The sequence below is a fragment of the Dickeya sp. CFBP 2040 genome, assembly GCF_012273755.1.
Classification (GTDB): Bacteria; Pseudomonadota; Gammaproteobacteria; order Enterobacterales; family Enterobacteriaceae; genus Dickeya; species Dickeya poaceiphila.
This window is the reverse complement of sequence record NZ_JAAVXH010000070.1, coordinates 30,638-48,179: the sequence shown is the minus strand read 5'-3', so window position 1 is coordinate 48,179 and position 17,542 is coordinate 30,638. Positions and strand designations below refer to the sequence as shown.

Below are 17,542 nucleotides of genomic sequence, written 5' to 3'. Positions count from 1 at the left end.
ATGTAATACAAAGCCTCGGATATTCCCGCTTCGTGGCAAACGTCTTTGACGGTCCGTCCGGCTTCAACGGACTTCAGAACGGCTATGATCTGGTGTTCAGTGAATCGGGCTTTACGCATGGCGATCTCCTCAAGGGACATAATCAGTATGTCGGAAGATCTCTAAAAGTGAATGGTTCGGTTTGCTGGGATACTTACATGACCGCCAGGTGTTAACCTCATCTTCAAACCAACCTACGCGGCGCAGGCCAATGCGAAAGCCTTTCGGGAATTCCCCGGCGTTGATCATTTCCTGAAAGCTGCTGTCAGAGCTGACGCGCAAAATAGCTTTCACTTCTTTTTTCAGCAGGATTTTTCTTTCTAACAGACTCATAAACAAAGATCTCCAGTAAAACCGATGCTATCCGTTCGGTACGAATAGTTAACCGGGATTACCGGTCAAAGTGTGGTAAGTCGGGGGAAATAGTTGGCTGGGTCAGAAATAGAGTTAGGTAATGAGTGGTGCTGGTTTGGTAACGGCCAGAATCTGATCTGGCCGTTACTCTGTCTGTGATCGTCAATTATGCGTCTGAGTTAAGCGACATGGCTGCCAGCGCTTCGCCAATTAACTTACGAAAAGATTCTGTTTTGTCGGGTTCACCGGTGCCAAGTGCGCAACTCACCGCAAGCGCGGCATCTTCCGCCAGTTTTTTCTGGTTCAGCTTGTTGCCCCACTTATAAACACCACCGCTTTTACCTTCAAGCGCCTTTGCCAAACCCGCGATAAGAAGTAATGCGGTATCACGATTGGCGAATTCACCCCAATTTTCTGGTAATGGAGTGTCTTTTTTGGGATCGGAAAAGCCATACCAGGGGGAATCATCAGAAAGTAATTGGTTAGCCCACGGCCAAATCTCGGTAGCCAGGAAGGTGGCATCGTGAATTTCCGTGTGTTGATTGATAGTGTCTACGTCAATCTTGGTTGTCCAAATGTTGGTGGTGTCGCCCCATGCGTGCGTCGCTGAGGCGCGGATCGGTTTTATTACGCCAAATCTGACCGCCTGAAAAATGGTTTGTAGATAGTTTTCGGTTTCAGCTTCATGGTGGTAATAGGGAACGGAGTCAGGCAGGAAGTCATCAACGCAGTAAGAGACAGGCGCATCTTCGTTACCTTGCGATGCCATAACGCTAGCAACCTGTTGTGCTGTGACCTCGATCAGTCCCCGCATGTGTCTGGGTATTTTCAGCATATTCCCTCGGCTAGAGTGTCGAATGCAAAGGCCCGTGGTGATAGGGCTAGTGCAATGTACTAGTTTCTATCGGTTTTCACCGGATAGCGCCATTTTAGGAAGTGCTGTAACAGGAATCAACAAATAACTGTATAAATAAACAGTATTAGACGTTAATCACTCGTAGCCCTTTTGCGCCGTCTGCGGCCATCGCTTTCCCGGTGGCGGCTGTTTCAACAAACTCACCCCACCAGCACATCAGTACCTTGCGTTGCTCCAGATAGGTGGAGCGGTTGTAAGCGCGGCGCACTTCATTGGTGTCAACGTGAGCTAATGCGGCTTCGATGACGTCCGGCGGGAAGCCTGCTTCGTTGGCGGCGGTACTGAAGATAGCGCGCAAGCCGTGGGACACCAGCACGCCTTTGTAGCCCATGCGACGCAATGCGGCGTTAGCGGTTTGGCTGTTCATTGGCTGTTTGGGGTCTTTAGCGGAAGGGAACAGATATTCCCGGTGCCCGCTGATTGGCTTCATGGCGTCCAGAATGGCTAACGCTTGTGGGGGCAGGGGAATGACGTGCTCGCGGCGCATCTTCATGCGGCCTGCCGGGATTGTCCAGGTGTTCTGCGTAAGGTCTATCTCGCTCCAGCGGGTTTCTGCGGCTTCAGCCGGGCGAGCAACGGTCAACAATTGCCATTCAATCAATAACCGGGTTTGTAGCTCGATGCTGGCGACCGATAGCGTTTTCATCAGGCCAGGTAATGCCTCTGGCCGGATGGTCGGCATATGGGTTTTCACCGGCGTCTGAAATGCTTTGCGGATCTTCGCCGCCGGGTTAGCCGGTATCAGGCCGGAGTTAACGGCATAGTCCATGACTTCGTTGATGCGCTGGCTAACCCGTTTAACGGTTTCCAGTTTGCCGCTGGCCTGTATCGGCTCCAGCGCGGTGATGAAATGGCGGGCGGTAAGCTGGCTGATAGGCTGATAGGCTGATTTGCGATGAACGGGAACACGTACTTTTCCAGGGAGCGCCAGATATCTTTGATGGTGTTCGCGGCCAATGGTTGAGATTTTTTCACTTCATACCAGTCGGCGGTGACTTTGGCGAACGTGTTCAGGCTGATTGCCTGCTCTTGTTCGCGCTGCTGTTGCTGGTGGAATTGCGGATCGATGCCTTTTTCTAAAAGTGCTTTGGCTGCTTCGCGCATTTGGCGGGCGTCGGCCAAAGAGAGCGCTGGATAACTGCCAAAGGTGAGCGTAGTCCGCTTTTTGGTCTGTGGATGGTAATAGCGAAAGCGCCAGGTTTTTGTACCAGATGGTTTGACGAACAGCAGCAACCCGCCGCCGTCATGCAATGACAATTCTTTATCCGTCGCTTTGGCGGCTTTGACTTCCGTGTTGGTAAGGGGCTTTGCCTGAATTGCCATGATCGTTTCCTTTGGGACTACGGTTTTATGGGACTATGCCGAGTTAGTCCCATAAAACCGTAGTCCCAAAGTTTCCGGCTGTAAACGGGGTATCCCGGCAGATAACAGGCAACAAAAAACCCGCAAACTCAGAGAGGATGCGGGTTTCTGTGGGGTTTCCGTCAGTAACCGGTACTTACGGAAGTGGTATTTGGTCGGCACGAGAGGATTTGAACCTCCGACCCCCGACACCCCATGACGGTGCGCTACCAGGCTGCGCTACGTGCCGATGTTGTGGGCGCCTATACTACCGTTTCCCGGAGTGATTGCAATAGCCGCCCCAAGCGACCGCTTTAGATTTAGGCAGTTAGTTGGCAATAAATCGCCGTTCAGCCGTCAGCACCTGTAAGAGTAGCCCCAACTGGGGTTTTTCACTGGGTAACCGCCGTCCATCAGGGTCGTAAGCGCGGTAACTGCCGTTGCGCCCCAACAGAATGATTTGCTGCGGCGTGATAATGGTTAGCCCATTGTTGTCCCCGTTGATGAGCCAGTTAGTATGCCGTCCGGCGCTGAACAAATCCTCACCCTGAGAGTAATCTTCCGTCGCAGTTTTAACATGCAGCAAACGCTGCATTAGCGTGGTCATTACGTCTTTCGGGTCGGTCATTTTGCTAATGGTTTGCGCTGGGGTTTCCGGCCAGTGCACCACCAGCGGCACCTGCCGGTGTTCGCGGTTTAACGGTGACGGGTCGTCGGCTTTAAGGCGTTCGGCGCTGCTCTGCTCTGCGGTAATCACTACCACCGTTTTGTCGAGCAGGTTTTTCTCCCGCAGCGTAGAGATGATGCGATCAATCTGTTCATCAATGCTGACGGTGTCCTGACGATAACGACGTTGTTGTTCGTTGGCAGAAAGCGAACGACCATTGCTGCCTATCGTGCTGTGATTAAATTCGATAAATGAGAACCAGGGCGAGTGAGCATCGGTATTGCTATCCAGCCATTTGGTCCATTGGGTAGTGATGGCTTCATCGCTTTGCGGTTGTGCCGGCGGAAGCGAAAAATCAGACAACAGTGCCTGACGGTACAAAGGGCTGCTGAATCCGCTGGCTGAGAACAGGCCAAACTGGTAACCCTGCTGGCTTAATGCGTCGATCAACGCAGATGGTTTGCTGCTGCCCAGCACGCCATCCATATAGGTGGTGGAGATGCCATAGAACAGGTTGAACAGGCTGCCATCCTGCTGAGTACCGGCGCTGAAATGATTGCTAAAACGTACATTTTCTTCAGCGAAGCGTGCCAGATTGGGCATGGAGTGCGGTGTATCCTGGTCCGGTACGCTGTCCATTACCACCAGCAACAGGTTATAGCCGCTGCCGGCGTCGCGGAAACTGATGTCGCTCAGCGGATACTCTACCGACACCGCATCCGGATTGCCCTGTAATGCCAGACGGCGCTCATATTCTTGTGCATTGAGCAGGCCGTGTTTTTCCAGGAAACGGCGTGCCGTCATCGGGTAGGAAAGGGGGAGATTGGCGCGCTGCATGGTTATCGGACGGTAGAAGTTGGCGTCAGCCCAAATGTACATCAGATGCGATAAGCAAAACGCCACGATGAATACTGTTGCCATGGGTTTGGCGAAATGGCGACGGTTCAGGCTGCGTAGCTTTTGCCAGCACCAGGTGCCAAACAACATCTCCATCATGAAGAGCATTGGTACGCCGATGAACAGCAACTGCCAGTCACGCACCATTTCGCTCTGGTCCGGGTTGGTGACCAGATCCCAAACGGTCATGTTCAGGTGGAGATGGAACCGGCTGAATACGGAGGCATCAACAATCAGCAACGTCTGGCCAGCGGTGGCAAGTGCCGCAGACAGGAAGCGCAGCAACCGCTGCGACATCACAATAAATGTCAGCGGAAAAATGATCAGCAGGTAAGCGGAAAAACCAATAAAGCTGAAGTGCCCCAGCCAGCTTACCAATGAATACAGCTGGCCTGGCAGCGATGATGGCCAGTCGGTAACAAACAGATAACGGCTACCCAGCCCCAGTGCGAGCAGAATGTTGAACAGGGCAAACCAGTGCCCCCAGCTTATCATCTGGGAGACTTTTTCTCGGTAGCACGGACGGTTGGTTACCATAAACGGGCCAGCATCAGTGGATGTCGTTGGTTTTTATGGACGCCTGCAACGCGCTGGCAAACGAACCCGCCAGCGCTTCGCGTTGTTTCGGATTAGCGATGCTGGTATTGAGCAGATTGGTGACCATGTTACCCAGCACCATCAGTGCGAGGTCGGTCGGGGTGTGGTGCTGCTCCAGCACATTGACCAGATCAGACAGCAACTGTTCGATTTGTTCGTCACTATAACGGGATGATTGTGGCATAAAATCGTGTATCTCAGGTGATGAAAGGCAAATATATTACCGTATAGAGACGTGGTTTTCCGCACTTTTATCAACACCGCGTTTCAGAATCGGGATGCTTTGAGTTGCATGGCGGAACCGCTGGTGCTTGAATACGCTCCTTATCAGAAGGAGAGTTTACCATGAGTCTGGATATCGACCAGATTGCCCTGCATCAGCTAATCAAGCGTGACGAGCAGTCGCTGGAAATGGTGCTGCGCGATTCGTTGCTGACCGTGAACGGCGCGGTCAGCGATATGATGGCGGAGCTGCACCGCGTTTACAGCGCGAAAAGCAAGGCGTACGGTCTGTTTAATGAAGAGAGCGAACTGGCGACGGCATTACGTTCCTGCCGCAAAGGTGATGATGATTTTCTGGCATTTTCCCGCGCGGCTACCGGTCGGTTACGTGATGAACTGGCAAAATATCCGTTTGCTGAGGGGGGCGTGGTGCTGTTTTGTCAGTACCGGTATCTGGCGGTGGAGTATTTGCTGATTGCGGTGCTGAACAGCTGCAATAGCCTGCGGGTCAACGAACAGCTGGATATCAGCAGCACCCATTATCTGGACATTCATCATGCGGATATTGTGGCGCGTATCGATCTGACCGAATGGGAAACCAGCCCGACATCTACCCGCTATCTGACTTTCCTGAAAGGTCGTGTTGGCCGTAAGGTATCTGATTTTTTTATGGATTTTCTGGCAGCGGCGGAAGGGCTGGATACCAAGGCGCAGAACAAAGGGCTGTTGAAAGCGCTGGATGATTACTGCGCCGATGCGGAGCTGGATAAGAACGAACGTCAGCAATATCGGCAGCAGGTATACAGCTACTGTAACGAGCAGTTGCAGGCGGGTGAAGAAATTGAGCTGGAAGCGCTGTCGAAAGAGTTGCCGCCGCTGGGCGACAAAACCTTTCAGGCGTTTACTGCTGAGCAGGGTTATGAACTGGAAGAGAGTTTTCCCGCAGATCGCAGTACGCTGCGGCAGTTGACCAAATTTGCCGGCAGCGGCGGCGGGCTTAGCATTAATTTCGATGCGCTGCTGTTAGGCGAACGTATTTTCTGGGATCCGGCTACGGATACGTTGACCATCAAAGGTACGCCACCTAATCTGCGCGACCAGTTGCAGCGTCGGTTCGGCGGCGGCGATCGCTGATTTTCCCTTTCTTTCGTCTACGTCGAGGCCTCCTGTGATGGGAGCCTCGACGCAGGCCCGCGCTATCACGCAGTGTTTTATTCCTGTATTCAATTCACGTAGCGCACTATTCATACAACAATTCATACAGCAATAGTTCAGGCAGAAATAGTCTCTGACTGCAAACGGGTTTGGCAGTGCTTGCCCCGTGTTTTATGATGAATATTCGGCTGTATAGGTGGTGAGATTCCCGTGCGTTCGATCTTTGACATGGTGCTGGCGGTTTATGACCGTGCGGCGCTGATGCTTATTTGCCTGTTTTTCCTGACCCGAACACGACATTTTCGTCAGCTGCTTCAGCAGGATGAGCATTCCCGCTTTGACCTGGCGGTAGTCACCGCCATCTTTTCGCTGTTCGCGCTGTTTAGCACCTGGTCCGGCATCAATGTGGAAGGGTCATTGGTGAATGTGCGCGTGGTAGCGGTGATATCCGGCGGTATCCTGTTCGGGCCATGGGTCGGCATCACCACCGGCGTGATCGCCGGTGTTCACCGTTATCTTATCGATATTCATGGTATTACGTCGGTGCCTTGCCTGATCACCAGTATGGTGGCCGGGTTTATCTCTGCCTGGATTCACCGCCGCATCCCGCGTGATCGTCACTGGAGCGTGGGTATTGCTGGCGGTATGTTGTGCGAGTCGCTGACTATGTTGCTGGTGGTGCTGTGGGCGCGGCCATTTTCTCTGGGGCTGGATATTGTCGCTCATATTGCGATTCCGATGATTCTGGGGGCGGTCAGTATTGGATTGATTGTATTGCTGGTGAGTAGCGTGGAAGGGGAAAAGGAGGCGATTGCCGCCCGGCAAGCCAAGCTGGCGCTAGATATCGCCAACAAGACATTGCCGCTGTTCCGCCACATCAATAGTCAGTCGCTGAGTGCGGTATGCGATATTATCTGCCGCGACATCCATGCCGATGCGGTGGCGATCACCAATACCACGCAGGTGCTGTCCTACGTTGGGGTAGGGGAAGAGAATTATCACAGTGGTGATCGCGACCTCAGCCCGACAACGCAACTGGCGCTAAAGAGTGGAAAAATCATCATCAAAAATAATGATGAGGCGTACCGCACCCCGGAAATTCATTCGATGATTGTGATTCCGTTGCGGGAAAAAGGTGAAGTGACCGGTACGCTAAAAATCTATTACCAACGGGCACACCGCATTACTTGGTCGCTGAAAGAGATGGCGATTGGGTTGTCGCAGATTATTTCCACCCAGCTTGAAGTCTCACGGGCTGAGCAGTTGCGTGACATGGCGAACCGCGCTGAGTTACGGGCGCTGCAAAGCAAAATCAATCCGCATTTTCTGTTCAATGCGCTTAACGCTATCTCTACTTCCATTCGGCTGAACCCGGATACGGCGCGTCAGCTGATTATCAACCTGTCGCGCTACCTGCGTTACAATCTGGAACGCAATGACGAAGAACTGATTGATATTAAAAGCGAACTCTATCAGGTCAAGGATTATATCGCCATTGAGCAGGCCCGTTTTGGCGACAAACTGACAGTGATTTACGCCATTGATGAAGAGGTGAGTTGTCATATTCCCAGCCTGCTGATTCAGCCGCTGATTGAAAACGCGATTATACACGGCATCCGCCCTTGTAAAGGTAAAGGCGTGGTGACGCTGAGCATTCAGGAGCAGGGGGAACGCATTCGGATCGCGGTGCGGGATACCGGCAGCGGCATCAGTGACGAGGTGATAGCTCGCGTTGAGCATAATGAACTGCCGGGCAACAAGATTGGTCTGCTCAATGTCCATCACCGGATCAAACTGCTGTATGGCGAAGGGCTGCGGATTCACCGACTTAACCCCGGCACGGAAATCGAATTTTTTATTACCCGTGACAACGTTAATCGTGCAGACAGCACGGTGGCGTTTCCCTCGTGAACAGGCTGCGGCAGGAGAAAAGCATGAAAGCGATCATTGTTGAAGATGAATTTCTGGCGCAGCAGGAATTGAGCTGGCTTATCAAACAACACAGTCAGATAGAGATAGATGCTGTATTTGATGATGGCCTCGACGTATTGAAATATCTGCAAGATAACCGGGTCGATGCGATCTTCCTTGATATCAATATTCCCTCGCTGGATGGGGTCATGCTGGCGAAAAACATCAGCCAGTTTGCCCATAAGCCGTTGATTGTTTTCATTACTGCGTATAAAAATCATGCGGTTGAGGCATTTGAGCTGGAGGCGTTCGACTATATCCTCAAGCCTTATCATGAAACCCGGATTATCGGCATGTTGCAGAAGCTTGAAGCGGCGTGGCAGCAACAGCAATCACCTGCTCATACCGGCAGTGACAGTAACCGTCCGGCGCCAATGACCATCAATCTGGTGAAGGATAAGCGGATTATCGTCACCAACATTCATGATATTTATTACGCCGAATCCCATGAAAAACTGACCTTTGTCTATACCCGGCGTGATGAATTCGTGATGTCGATGAACATAAGCGAGTTCTGTAGCCGGTTGCCGGAAGCGTATTTCTTCCGATGCCACCGGTCATACTGCGTTAATTTGAGCAAGATCCGCGAGATCGAACCCTGGTTCAACAACACCTATATCCTCAAACTGAGCGATCTGGATTTTCAGGTGCCGGTCAGTCGCAGTAAAGTGCGCGAATTTCGCCAACTGATGCGATTGTAGCGGTAAGAGGTCAGACGTCGGACATTAAAACGTGCATCCATACCGTTCTGGGTGCATTTCATTCCCTGATTCATGCCGTTCATGCCGTTAGTAAATCTGTGGTTATCGCCCCTATTTATACTGGTGCCATTCGCTGGCCACTTTGCCAGCTTTGTGTTCACACCAGAAAAATCGAGGCTACCGTTATGAACGGAAAACCAGTCAATCGCGGCATTATTGTTGCCGGGACCATCCTGGCCCAAATGGGGTTGGGGACCATATACACCTGGAGTCTTTACAATCAGCCGCTGGTTGACAAATTCAACTGGCCGCTCAGTTCCGTAGCGACGACCTTTTCCCTCACCAGCTTTTTTCTGGCGTTTGCCACACTGTTTGCCGGGCGTATCCAGGAACGCATCGGTATCCGCAAGCTGACGCTTATCGCCGGTCTGGTGCTGGGTGCCGCACTGATGGCGACGTCCAGGGTGTCGTCGTTGCCGATGTTATGGTTGTTGATAGGGGTGGTGGTGGGTTTTGCCGACGGCAGCGCTTACATCACTACGTTATCTAATTTGATTAAATGGTTCCCGAATCGTAAAGGCGTGATTGCCGGGATTTCGGTCGGTGCGTACGGGACCGGCAGTCTGGTGTTCAAGTACATCAACAGCGCGTTGCTGGCACAGGTCGGTGTGTCCCAGACTTTCTTCTGGTGGGGGATAATGGCTTTGCTGATGATTACCGGCGGTGCCATGCTGTTGAACGATGCACCGGTACAACCCGCTCAGGCAACGGCTCAGGGCGGTAACGTCAACTTTACTGTCAGTGAGATGTTGCGTCGTAAAGAAGCCTGGCTGCTGTTTGTGGTGTTCTTTACCTCCTGCATGAGTGGGCTGTATCTGATCGGCATTGTGAAGGATATTGGCGTGAAAATGGCGGGGCTGGATGCAGTGACGGCTGCCAGCGCGGTATCGGCGATTGCGATTTGCAATACCGCGGGTCGGCTGATTCTGGGTTATTTGTCTGACAAAGTGGGACGTTTGCGGGTGTTGAACTTTACGCTGCTGGTGACGGCATTGGCGGTGACGGTAATGGCCTTCCTGCCGTTGAATGCCATGACGTTCTTCCTGTGCACAGGGGCAGTAGCTTTCTGTTTTGGCGGGAATATTACCGTCTATCCGGCAATTGTGGCTGATTTCTTTGGCCTGAAACATCACAGTAAAAACTACGGGCTGATTTATCAGGGATTTGGTTTAGGCCCATTGGCCGGTTCCTTTACCGCCGCCGCGTTGGGTGGATTTCACAGTACCTTTATCGCTATTGCGCTGCTGTCGGTAGTCTCGTTGGTAATAACCCTGTGCATCCAGCCGCCGAAAGCGCCGCACGAGCAGGATACGCCATTACTTCCACAGGGTAGTCACGCCTGATAAGTTCACCTGAATGCGTATAGTCACGCTACCGCCATTATATTGATGGCGGTAGCGTTTTTTTTGGAGTGGAACACGATAAGTAGGGTGGCGTTCTGGCAAGATAGCGGGAATCTGTCGATGGGAGAAAACAAAAACGCCGCACAGGGTGTGCGGCGTTTTTGCTGGCTCGTCGAAACGTTGTTTGTGTAATTACACGCGAACGAAGTCGATGTGAGTCAGTTTCGGCTTGAACGGATGACGCTGAACAGCCTGGATTTTTACTTTAGTTTCTTTGCCATCGATAACCAGAGCGATTTCACCGTACAGCGCTTCGCTGTTACGATCTTCCAGGTTTTTAACGATATCGTGGTCCAGTTCGATGGAAACCGGTGCTTCGCTGCCACCGTAAACGATAGCGGGGAATTTACCGGTAGTGCGCAGGCGGCGGCTCGCACCCTTACCCTGCTCTTTACGTACTTCTGCGTTGATAGTAATCATTGCTTTCTCTACTTAATAAAATGACCCTGTTACAGGCGACCCAGCAACAGGCAGGATAACCCTGCTTTTGGTTTAAATAACGATACGGTTATTCGAAATAAAAGCGGGCGAGATTCTAGCGGAATATGGCGGCGCGGGCAAATAAAACCATAGCGGAATTAGCCGCGCAGTTCATGGGCGCGGCGATAGCGGCCCTGATAATCGAACAGTTTTTCCCGCACCTGCCAAAATTTGCCCTGCAGGCGTGCCACCACGAAGTCCGGTGCACGCAGCAATGCCTGCTGGGCCACCACGTCGTCGGCGCGTTGCCAATGGAACGGGATGCCGGGCGCACGTTGATGCACCCGCAGAAAAACATGGTTAAACGCATTGCGCTGAGCGGGAGTGTGCAGCCGGAAACGTTCGCTGACATCCGCGCCGTCTTCATCGTAGTAAGTGATGCGTAACCATTCACCTTTGGCGTCGATGCCGTGTTGCAGGTTCATGCCGCTGCAGCGCAGTACCAGCGCGTCTTTCAGTTTCAGCGCCGCTTTCAGCATGTCGTCTGGGTCTACCAGTACTTCATCGCAGGTCTGGCAGCGCCGTGCGGCGATATCGTTTTCCGCGCCACAGTGTGGGCAGCTTTTGAAACGAAAGCGGTAATCGCATTGTTGCCTCCGCCCTTGTTCGTCCGCCTGCCATCCCTGGCAGCGGCGGCCATAATGCTCGGTCACACTGCCATCGGCGGTACATTTCCCCCAGAACAGGTTGGCGAAACCACATTGCGGACAGAATACCTGCACCGGCTGGCTATCGCTGTGCGGTTTGCTGTGGCCGACTTCAGGGGTGTAGAGATCAAACGGATTGCCGGCGTAATCCAGTATCAGACAGTCGGTTTTACCGGGGAACAGACGCAAGCCACGACCAATAATTTGCTGATAAAGGCTGACGGATTCGGTCGGGCGCAAAATAGCGATGACATCGACGTGCGGTGCATCAAAGCCCGTCGTCAGCACCGAGACGTTAACCAGATAGCGCAACTGTTGCTGTTTGAAGGCGACGATCAGCGCATCCCGCTGTGGTGTGGGTGTTTCACCGCTGATAAGCGCGGCCTCGCCAACTGGCAATAACCCTTCAATTTCCCGTGCGTGTTCAACCGTGGCGGCGAAAATCATCACGCCTCGCCGGTTAGCGGCGTACTGCGTAATTTGACGGACGATATGCGGCGTGACTCGCTGCTGACGCGTTAGCTCCCGGTTCAGCTCCGCATCGCTGAACGATCCATTGCCGAACAATCCGTTGCTGCGCACCGCCAGTTGGCTGAAGTCATACTGCACCACCGGCATATCCAGCCGCTGTGGCGGCACCAAAAAACCGTGTCGGATCATGTAGCGCAACGGCAATTCGTAGATGCAGTCGCGGAACAGGCAGCTATCGTCGCCGCGGATCATGCCGTGATAATGGTACTGATAGATCCAGCCCCGGCCCAGACGATAGGGAGTAGCCGTCAATCCTAGCAGCCGCAACAGGGGATTGGCCTGTTGCAACTGCTGAATGATTTGCTGGTATTGGCTGTTTTCATCGTCACTAATGCGGTGGCATTCATCGACGATCAACAACGAGAAGGCTGCATCAAATTTGTCGGGATGCCGCGCCACCGACTGCACACTGCCAAACACCACTTTGCCTTCGCTGTCGTGCTGATTAAGCCCGGCGGCGAAAATATCCGCCTGCAAGCCCAGTGCGCAATATTTAGCGTGATTCTGCTCTACCAGTTCCTTGACGTGCGCCAGTATCAATACCCGTCCACGCGCCAACCGTGCCAGCTCGGCAATCACCAGGCTTTTGCCGGCACCGGTAGGCAAAACGATTACCGCCGGAGCAGTATGCTGGCGAAAGTAGGTAAGGGTGGCGTCAACCGCTTCTTGTTGGTACGGGCGCAGTGTAAATGACATTAGTGGCGGCAGATTTTGCTTTCGTGGGTAGTAAAGCCGTTATCTTGCGCAATGAATTTGCCTTTGTCAGCCAGAAATTGCACCAGCCCGGCAGCGGTCATATCGGTGGCGGAACAGGTATGAAAGCGGGCATTGCAGCCAAAACGCGCTTCAATGGCGGCAATCAGTTCATCGGTGGTAAAGGATCTGTCGGCAGCCATCATCATATGTAATACTTCATGACCGTGAATCGATGACATAATAGGTCTCCTGATAATTATCGGGTGATGAATCATCGCCAATATGGCGAGATGACGGGTATATACTCTTTATCTATTTCATTTTCTGACTGATAACCGTCAGGACGGAAAAAGAGTAAAGTTGCTTTTATTATGCTTTTTTAAACAGTATCAACAGGCGGTTTATATCAATATCTGATGTGAAAGATCTGATATGAAAGCCGATACCTTTTCCTATCAGGCGATGCTCGGCGTTGCGCCTGACCGGTAATGTGTGACGACCATAGGCAGCAATTCATTAATGCGATTGGATAAATTTCTTTCCCAGCAGTTGGGGATCAGCCGTTCGCTGGTAGCGCGCGAGCTGCGTGCACAGCGTGTGACGGTAAACGGCGAAGTGATAAAAAATGGGGCATTCAAACTGCTGCCGGAACATGAAGTGGCGTTTGACGATAATGTGCTCGAACAGCAGAACGGGCCGCGTTATTTTATGCTCAATAAGCCGCAAGGGTATGTGTGCTCAACCGACGACCCTGATCACCCGACGATTTTGTATTTTATCGATGAACCGGTAGCACACAAACTGCACGCCGCCGGACGGTTGGACATCGATACCAGCGGTCTGGTACTGCTGACCGACGACGGTCAGTGGTCACATCGTATTACCTCTCCGAAACACCACTGCGAAAAAACCTATCTGGTGACACTGGAACAGCCGCTGGCACCGGACACGGCAGAGAAATTTCAGGCTGGCGTGCAATTACACGGCGAGAAGGATCTGACTCGCCCGGCAACGCTTGCGCCAGTTTCTGAACATCAGGTACGGCTGACTATCAGCGAAGGCCGTTATCATCAGGTAAAACGCATGTTTGCTGCGGTGGGTAACCATGTGGTGGCGCTGCATCGTGAACGCATTGGCGCTATTACACTGGATGGCTCGCTGGAGCCGGGCGAGTATCGACCACTGACGCCGCAAGAGGTTGCCAGTATCGGACACTAGTCTGGCCCTCCGTTGTTTCGCCGTATCTCTGTTTCACCGTATCTATCGATAACATCCTGCCGCCCGCCGCTATCGTGGCGGGAAACCATTGCTTATCTGGAGAGTCGCTTTCGTGCAACCATTCTTATCTTCGCGCGTTGGTCTAATTTTTATTCTGGGGTTGATATCGATGTTGATGCCCATCGCCATCGATATGTATTTACCTGCATTACCGGTGATCGCAAAAGAGTTTTCGGTCGATCCAGGCCGGGTACAGATGACACTGAGTTCGTATGTGCTCGGTTTCGCTATTGGGCAGGTTTTTTACGGCCCAATGTCGGACAGTATTGGCCGTAAGCCGGTTATTCTGGGTGGGGTGCTGATTTTTACGCTGGCAGCGGCCGCCTGTGCGTTGTCGCAAACGGTTGAGCAACTGATTCATATGCGCTTTCTGCATGGTTTGTCGGCTGCGTCGGCCAGTGTAGTCATCAATGCGTTGATGCGGGATAGGTTCTCGAAGGATGAATTCTCACGCATGATGTCGTTTGTCATTCTGGTGATGACTGTCGCGCCGCTGCTGGCACCGATTATTGGCGGTGCGTTACTGTTCTGGCTTAGCTGGCACGCTATCTTCTGGACTATCGCTGCCGCGTCGCTGGTGGCGACAATTCTGGTGTGGTTGTTCATTCAAGAAACCTTGCCGGTGGAGCGGCGGCAGCACTTCCATTTACGTACCACCGTGGGGAACTTTTTCCTGTTGGTCCGCCATCGTTGTGTTTTCAATTACATGTTTGCCAGCGGGTTGTCGTTCTCCGGCATGTTTGCCTTTTTGAGCGCCGGGCCGTTTGTATATATCGATCTGAATGGCGTGTCTCCCCAGCACTTTGGGTATTACTTTGCACTGAATATCGTGTTTCTGTTTCTGATGACGTTGCTCAATAGCCGCATTGTGGCGCGCATGGGGGCGATGTTCATGTTCCGGCTGGGGCTGATTATCCAGTTTGCGATGGGAATATGGCTGATTGTAGTCTGCGGTTTCCATCTTGGATTTATTCCACTGGTGATTGGCGTGGCGTTATTCGTAGGGTGTGTCGCTACGGTGGCGTCCAATGCAATGGCGGTGATTTTGGATGACTTTCCCCATATGGCCGGAACGGCGTCGTCGCTGGCCGGTACCATGCGTTTCGGACTGGGATCGCTGGTGGGCACATTGTTATCACAGGCGACCTTCCATAGTGCCTGGCCGATGGTAAGCGCTATGGCGTTCTGCTCGACAGGGGCACTCGGTTTATTCCTCTACGCCAGTCGGCGTTAAGATTCGTTCCACAACGCTCTTTTCTGATTGGGCTGCCAGCGTATTGCTGGCAGTGTTCGTTTGTTGTTCTTTAAATGTAAAAATATTGAACCAAAAGTGAACAATTCGAAGAAATTGGTTGAGATGCTGGGAATAAAAGGTTACATATAGCGCGAAATCGATCAGAATCGTGATCTTGTTAACGTTTTGAACGGTGACTAATCTGAGCGTCATACTGATGGGATGGACTCATCACGAAATATGTTGCTTTTTTGTATTCTTGTGGTGATAAAAATAGGGGGGTATAGCAAAAAAACTTATCGCTTTATGTTATAATTTTGTGAATTTATGGCAGCTTAGCTGAGGAAGACCGCTGTGAATACTCTCCAACTTTCGGTAGTTCATCGCTTGCCGCAAAGTTACCGCTGGTTATCGGGTTTTACTGGCATCAAAGTTGAACCGATTCCGCTTTGCAGCACCGATGACGACAGTTATCTGATTGGTTTTAAACTGCTCAGTCATGACGGCGATGAGGCTCGCCAGATCATGCGCCATCTCAACCAGTCGCTGGATGAGATACAACTACAATGCGCAGTGGTGGAGTGGGAAGGTGAACCCTGCCTGTTTTTGTATCGTCAGGACGAAAGTGCCGCGATGTGTCGCCTGAAAAACGTCGGTGTGGCGATAGCCGAATCTGTGTGCGCCCAATACCCTTTCTGAATCGGCAGCATCGGTTACGATGCTGCTGTATCACATCGATTCCCGCCATGCCGTGATAAATCAGACTGATAGTTGAAGTAACTGTCGGGTGTAATCCTGCTGTGGATGTTCAAAGATCTGCCGACAGTCGCCTTGCTCCACCACTTCGCCGTGCCGCAGCACAATCACCTGATGGCACAGTGAGCGTACCACGTGCAGATCGTGACTGATGAACAGGTAAGCCAGTTGATGGGTCTGTTGCAAGGCTTTCAGCAGCGCCAGAATCTGTGCCTGCACCGTGCGGTCAAGCGATGAAGTCGGTTCATCGAGAATCAGTAGTTCCGGTTGCAGGATCAGTGCACGGGCGATAGCAATACGCTGGCGTTGGCCGCCAGAAAACTCTGATGGATAGCGATGACGGCTCTCCGGGTCCAGCCCGACTTCCTGCATGGTCTGGATAACTCGTTGTGTTTGCTCTGCCGCACTTAAGCGGTGATGTACCCGTAGCCCTTCAGCAATAATCTGTTCCACGTTCAGGCGAGGGTTCAGCGAACCGTTTGGGTCCTGAAACACTACCTGAATACGGTGACGAAACGGCAACATTTGCTTGCGGTTAAAACGGTGCAGCGGTTGGCCATCAAACCAGATCTCGCCCTGACTGCGTAATAATCGCAGTAGCGCCAGCCCGGCGGTGCTTTTGCCGGAACCGGACTCGCCGACCAGCCCGATACTTTCGCCGCGGCGCAGGCTGAAACTGAGCGCCTGCAACACGGATTTTTCTCCTACCGTGCGACGCAACAGGCCACGTTTGATGGCGAAGCTGACGCCCAGTTCTCTGACATCCAGCAGCGTGGAGGCATCCGGGAGGAGCGGCAATGCTTCGCCGGTTGGTTCGGCATCCAGCAATTGTTGGGTATAGGGATGTTGCGGCGTGCTAAATAACTCGCGGGTGCGGTTCTGTTCAACACAACGTCCGGCCTGCATCACGGCTACCCGGTCTGCCAGCCGACGTACAATATTCAGGTTGTGGGTGATAAACAACAGGCTCATGTTCAGTTCCTGCTTCAGTTCATTGAGCAGGTCCAGAATTTGCGCTTGTACAGTGACGTCCAGCGCGGTAGTTGGCTCATCAGCAATCAACAGATCGGGTTGCGTCAGTAGTGCCATGGCGATCATTACCCGCTGACGTTCACCGCCGGAAAGCTGGTGGGGAAAGTCCGACAATCGCCGTGCCGCCTGGCGAATACCTACGCGCTCAAGACAACCGACGATTTCGCCGCGGGCCGCTTCATGGCGCAGGTTCCGGTGCAGCGAGAGCACTTCCGCCAACTGCTTTTCAATGGTATGCAGCGGATTGAGCGACACCATCGGCTCCTGAAAGATCATCGCAATCCGGTTGCCGCGCATCTGGCGCAACCGTTGCTCACTGGCGTTTAGCAGTGACTCACCGGCAAACAGAATATCACCTTGCGGATAGACCACCGCAGGCGAGGGCAGCAGACGCAGTATCGACAGCGCGGTGACGCTTTTGCCAGAGCCGGATTCGCCAACCAGCGCCAGTGTTTCGCCTGCAGCAATACTGAACGAGACGCCATCAACTACTTGTCGCTGCTGGTCACCACTGTGAAACGCAATACTCAGGTTCTGGATTTCAAGTAAAGGTTGTGCCGACATA

Annotated in this window: 16 protein-coding genes, 1 tRNA gene and 1 pseudogene; 7 read left to right on the top strand and 11 right to left on the bottom strand. The window is 52.6% G+C overall.

What is annotated here, in order from left to right:
- From Dpoa2040_RS08745 to Dpoa2040_RS08715, 7 genes and pseudogenes are all read right to left on the bottom strand, one after another.
- Positions 1 to 119: transposase (locus Dpoa2040_RS08745; protein ID WP_168641004.1), on the bottom strand; the 119-nt coding region annotated here is incomplete at its 3' end.
- A 10-nt stretch (positions 120 to 129) separates the two neighbouring features.
- Positions 130 to 372: an AlpA family transcriptional regulator gene (locus tag Dpoa2040_RS08740; protein ID WP_246867273.1), complete on the bottom strand. Its 243-nt coding sequence runs from the start codon at positions 370 to 372 to the stop codon at positions 130 to 132.
- A gap of 187 nt (positions 373 to 559) precedes the next feature.
- Complete coding sequence (locus Dpoa2040_RS08735; RefSeq protein ID WP_231389453.1) at positions 560 to 1,162, bottom strand: hypothetical protein; 603 nt, start codon at positions 1,160 to 1,162, stop codon at positions 560 to 562.
- A 211-nt stretch (positions 1,163 to 1,373) separates the two neighbouring features.
- Positions 1,374 to 2,632, bottom strand: a pseudogene (locus Dpoa2040_RS08730) (integrase domain-containing protein).
- 191 nt (positions 2,633 to 2,823) lie between these two features.
- A tRNA-Pro gene (locus tag Dpoa2040_RS08725) sits at positions 2,824 to 2,900 on the bottom strand.
- A 78-nt stretch (positions 2,901 to 2,978) separates the two neighbouring features.
- Positions 2,979 to 4,751 (bottom strand): LPS biosynthesis-modulating metalloenzyme YejM, encoded by a 1,773-nt coding sequence (gene yejM, locus Dpoa2040_RS08720; protein WP_168641003.1) that lies wholly within the window; start codon positions 4,749 to 4,751, stop codon positions 2,979 to 2,981.
- Positions 4,752 to 4,764: 13 nt separating this feature from the next.
- Complete coding sequence (locus Dpoa2040_RS08715; protein WP_168641002.1) at positions 4,765 to 4,995, bottom strand: YejL family protein; 231 nt, start codon at positions 4,993 to 4,995, stop codon at positions 4,765 to 4,767.
- Between the two features lie 161 nt (positions 4,996 to 5,156).
- On the opposite strand from Dpoa2040_RS08715, the gene yejK reads away from it, so the two are divergent.
- From yejK to Dpoa2040_RS08695, 4 genes are all read left to right on the top strand, one after another.
- Positions 5,157 to 6,167 (top strand): nucleoid-associated protein YejK, encoded by a 1,011-nt coding sequence (gene yejK / locus Dpoa2040_RS08710; RefSeq protein ID WP_042870086.1) that lies wholly within the window; start codon positions 5,157 to 5,159, stop codon positions 6,165 to 6,167.
- A 231-nt stretch (positions 6,168 to 6,398) separates the two neighbouring features.
- Entirely contained in the window at positions 6,399 to 8,099 is a 1,701-nt protein-coding gene (locus Dpoa2040_RS08705; RefSeq protein WP_168641001.1) for a sensor histidine kinase, read from the top strand.
- A gap of 23 nt (positions 8,100 to 8,122) precedes the next feature.
- On the top strand, positions 8,123 to 8,860 hold the full coding sequence (locus Dpoa2040_RS08700) for a LytTR family DNA-binding domain-containing protein (RefSeq protein WP_042870091.1): 738 nt from the start codon (positions 8,123 to 8,125) through the stop codon (positions 8,858 to 8,860).
- Between the two features lie 185 nt (positions 8,861 to 9,045).
- Positions 9,046 to 10,263, top strand: a complete 1,218-nt coding sequence (locus Dpoa2040_RS08695) for an OFA family MFS transporter (protein ID WP_168641000.1) — start codon at positions 9,046 to 9,048, stop codon at positions 10,261 to 10,263.
- Positions 10,264 to 10,455: 192 nt separating this feature from the next.
- Here Dpoa2040_RS08695 and rplY read toward each other — a convergent pair whose 3' ends face one another.
- The 3 genes from rplY to Dpoa2040_RS08680 all read right to left on the bottom strand — a co-directional run bounded on the left by rplY (position 10,456) and on the right by Dpoa2040_RS08680 (position 12,916).
- A complete protein-coding gene (rplY, locus tag Dpoa2040_RS08690; protein ID WP_042870095.1) occupies positions 10,456 to 10,743 on the bottom strand; it encodes a 50S ribosomal protein L25 in 288 nt (95 codons plus the stop codon).
- Between the two features lie 158 nt (positions 10,744 to 10,901).
- Positions 10,902 to 12,677 carry a DEAD/DEAH box helicase gene (locus Dpoa2040_RS08685; RefSeq protein ID WP_168640999.1) on the bottom strand — a complete coding sequence of 592 codons (1,776 nt, stop codon included), beginning with the start codon at positions 12,675 to 12,677 and terminating at the stop codon, positions 10,902 to 10,904.
- A complete protein-coding gene (locus Dpoa2040_RS08680; RefSeq protein ID WP_168640998.1) occupies positions 12,677 to 12,916 on the bottom strand; it encodes a YecH family metal-binding protein in 240 nt (79 codons plus the stop codon). The genes Dpoa2040_RS08685 and Dpoa2040_RS08680 overlap by 1 nt, the downstream gene beginning before the upstream one ends.
- Before the next feature lie 280 nt (positions 12,917 to 13,196).
- On the opposite strand from Dpoa2040_RS08680, the gene rsuA reads away from it, so the two are divergent.
- The 3 genes from rsuA to Dpoa2040_RS08665 all read left to right on the top strand — a co-directional run bounded on the left by rsuA (position 13,197) and on the right by Dpoa2040_RS08665 (position 15,888).
- Positions 13,197 to 13,895: a 16S rRNA pseudouridine(516) synthase RsuA gene (gene rsuA, locus Dpoa2040_RS08675; RefSeq protein ID WP_042870100.1), complete on the top strand. Its 699-nt coding sequence runs from the start codon at positions 13,197 to 13,199 to the stop codon at positions 13,893 to 13,895.
- Positions 13,896 to 14,064: 169 nt separating this feature from the next.
- Positions 14,065 to 15,189: a Bcr/CflA family multidrug efflux MFS transporter gene (locus tag Dpoa2040_RS08670; protein ID WP_246867272.1), complete on the top strand. Its 1,125-nt coding sequence runs from the start codon at positions 14,065 to 14,067 to the stop codon at positions 15,187 to 15,189.
- 354 nt (positions 15,190 to 15,543) lie between these two features.
- On the top strand, positions 15,544 to 15,888 hold the full coding sequence (locus Dpoa2040_RS08665) for a YejG family protein (RefSeq protein WP_042870107.1): 345 nt from the start codon (positions 15,544 to 15,546) through the stop codon (positions 15,886 to 15,888).
- A 60-nt stretch (positions 15,889 to 15,948) separates the two neighbouring features.
- Here Dpoa2040_RS08665 and yejF read toward each other — a convergent pair whose 3' ends face one another.
- A complete protein-coding gene (gene yejF / locus Dpoa2040_RS08660) occupies positions 15,949 to 17,541 on the bottom strand; it encodes a microcin C ABC transporter ATP-binding protein YejF (protein WP_168640996.1) in 1,593 nt (530 codons plus the stop codon).
- Position 17,542 lies beyond the last annotated feature (1 nt).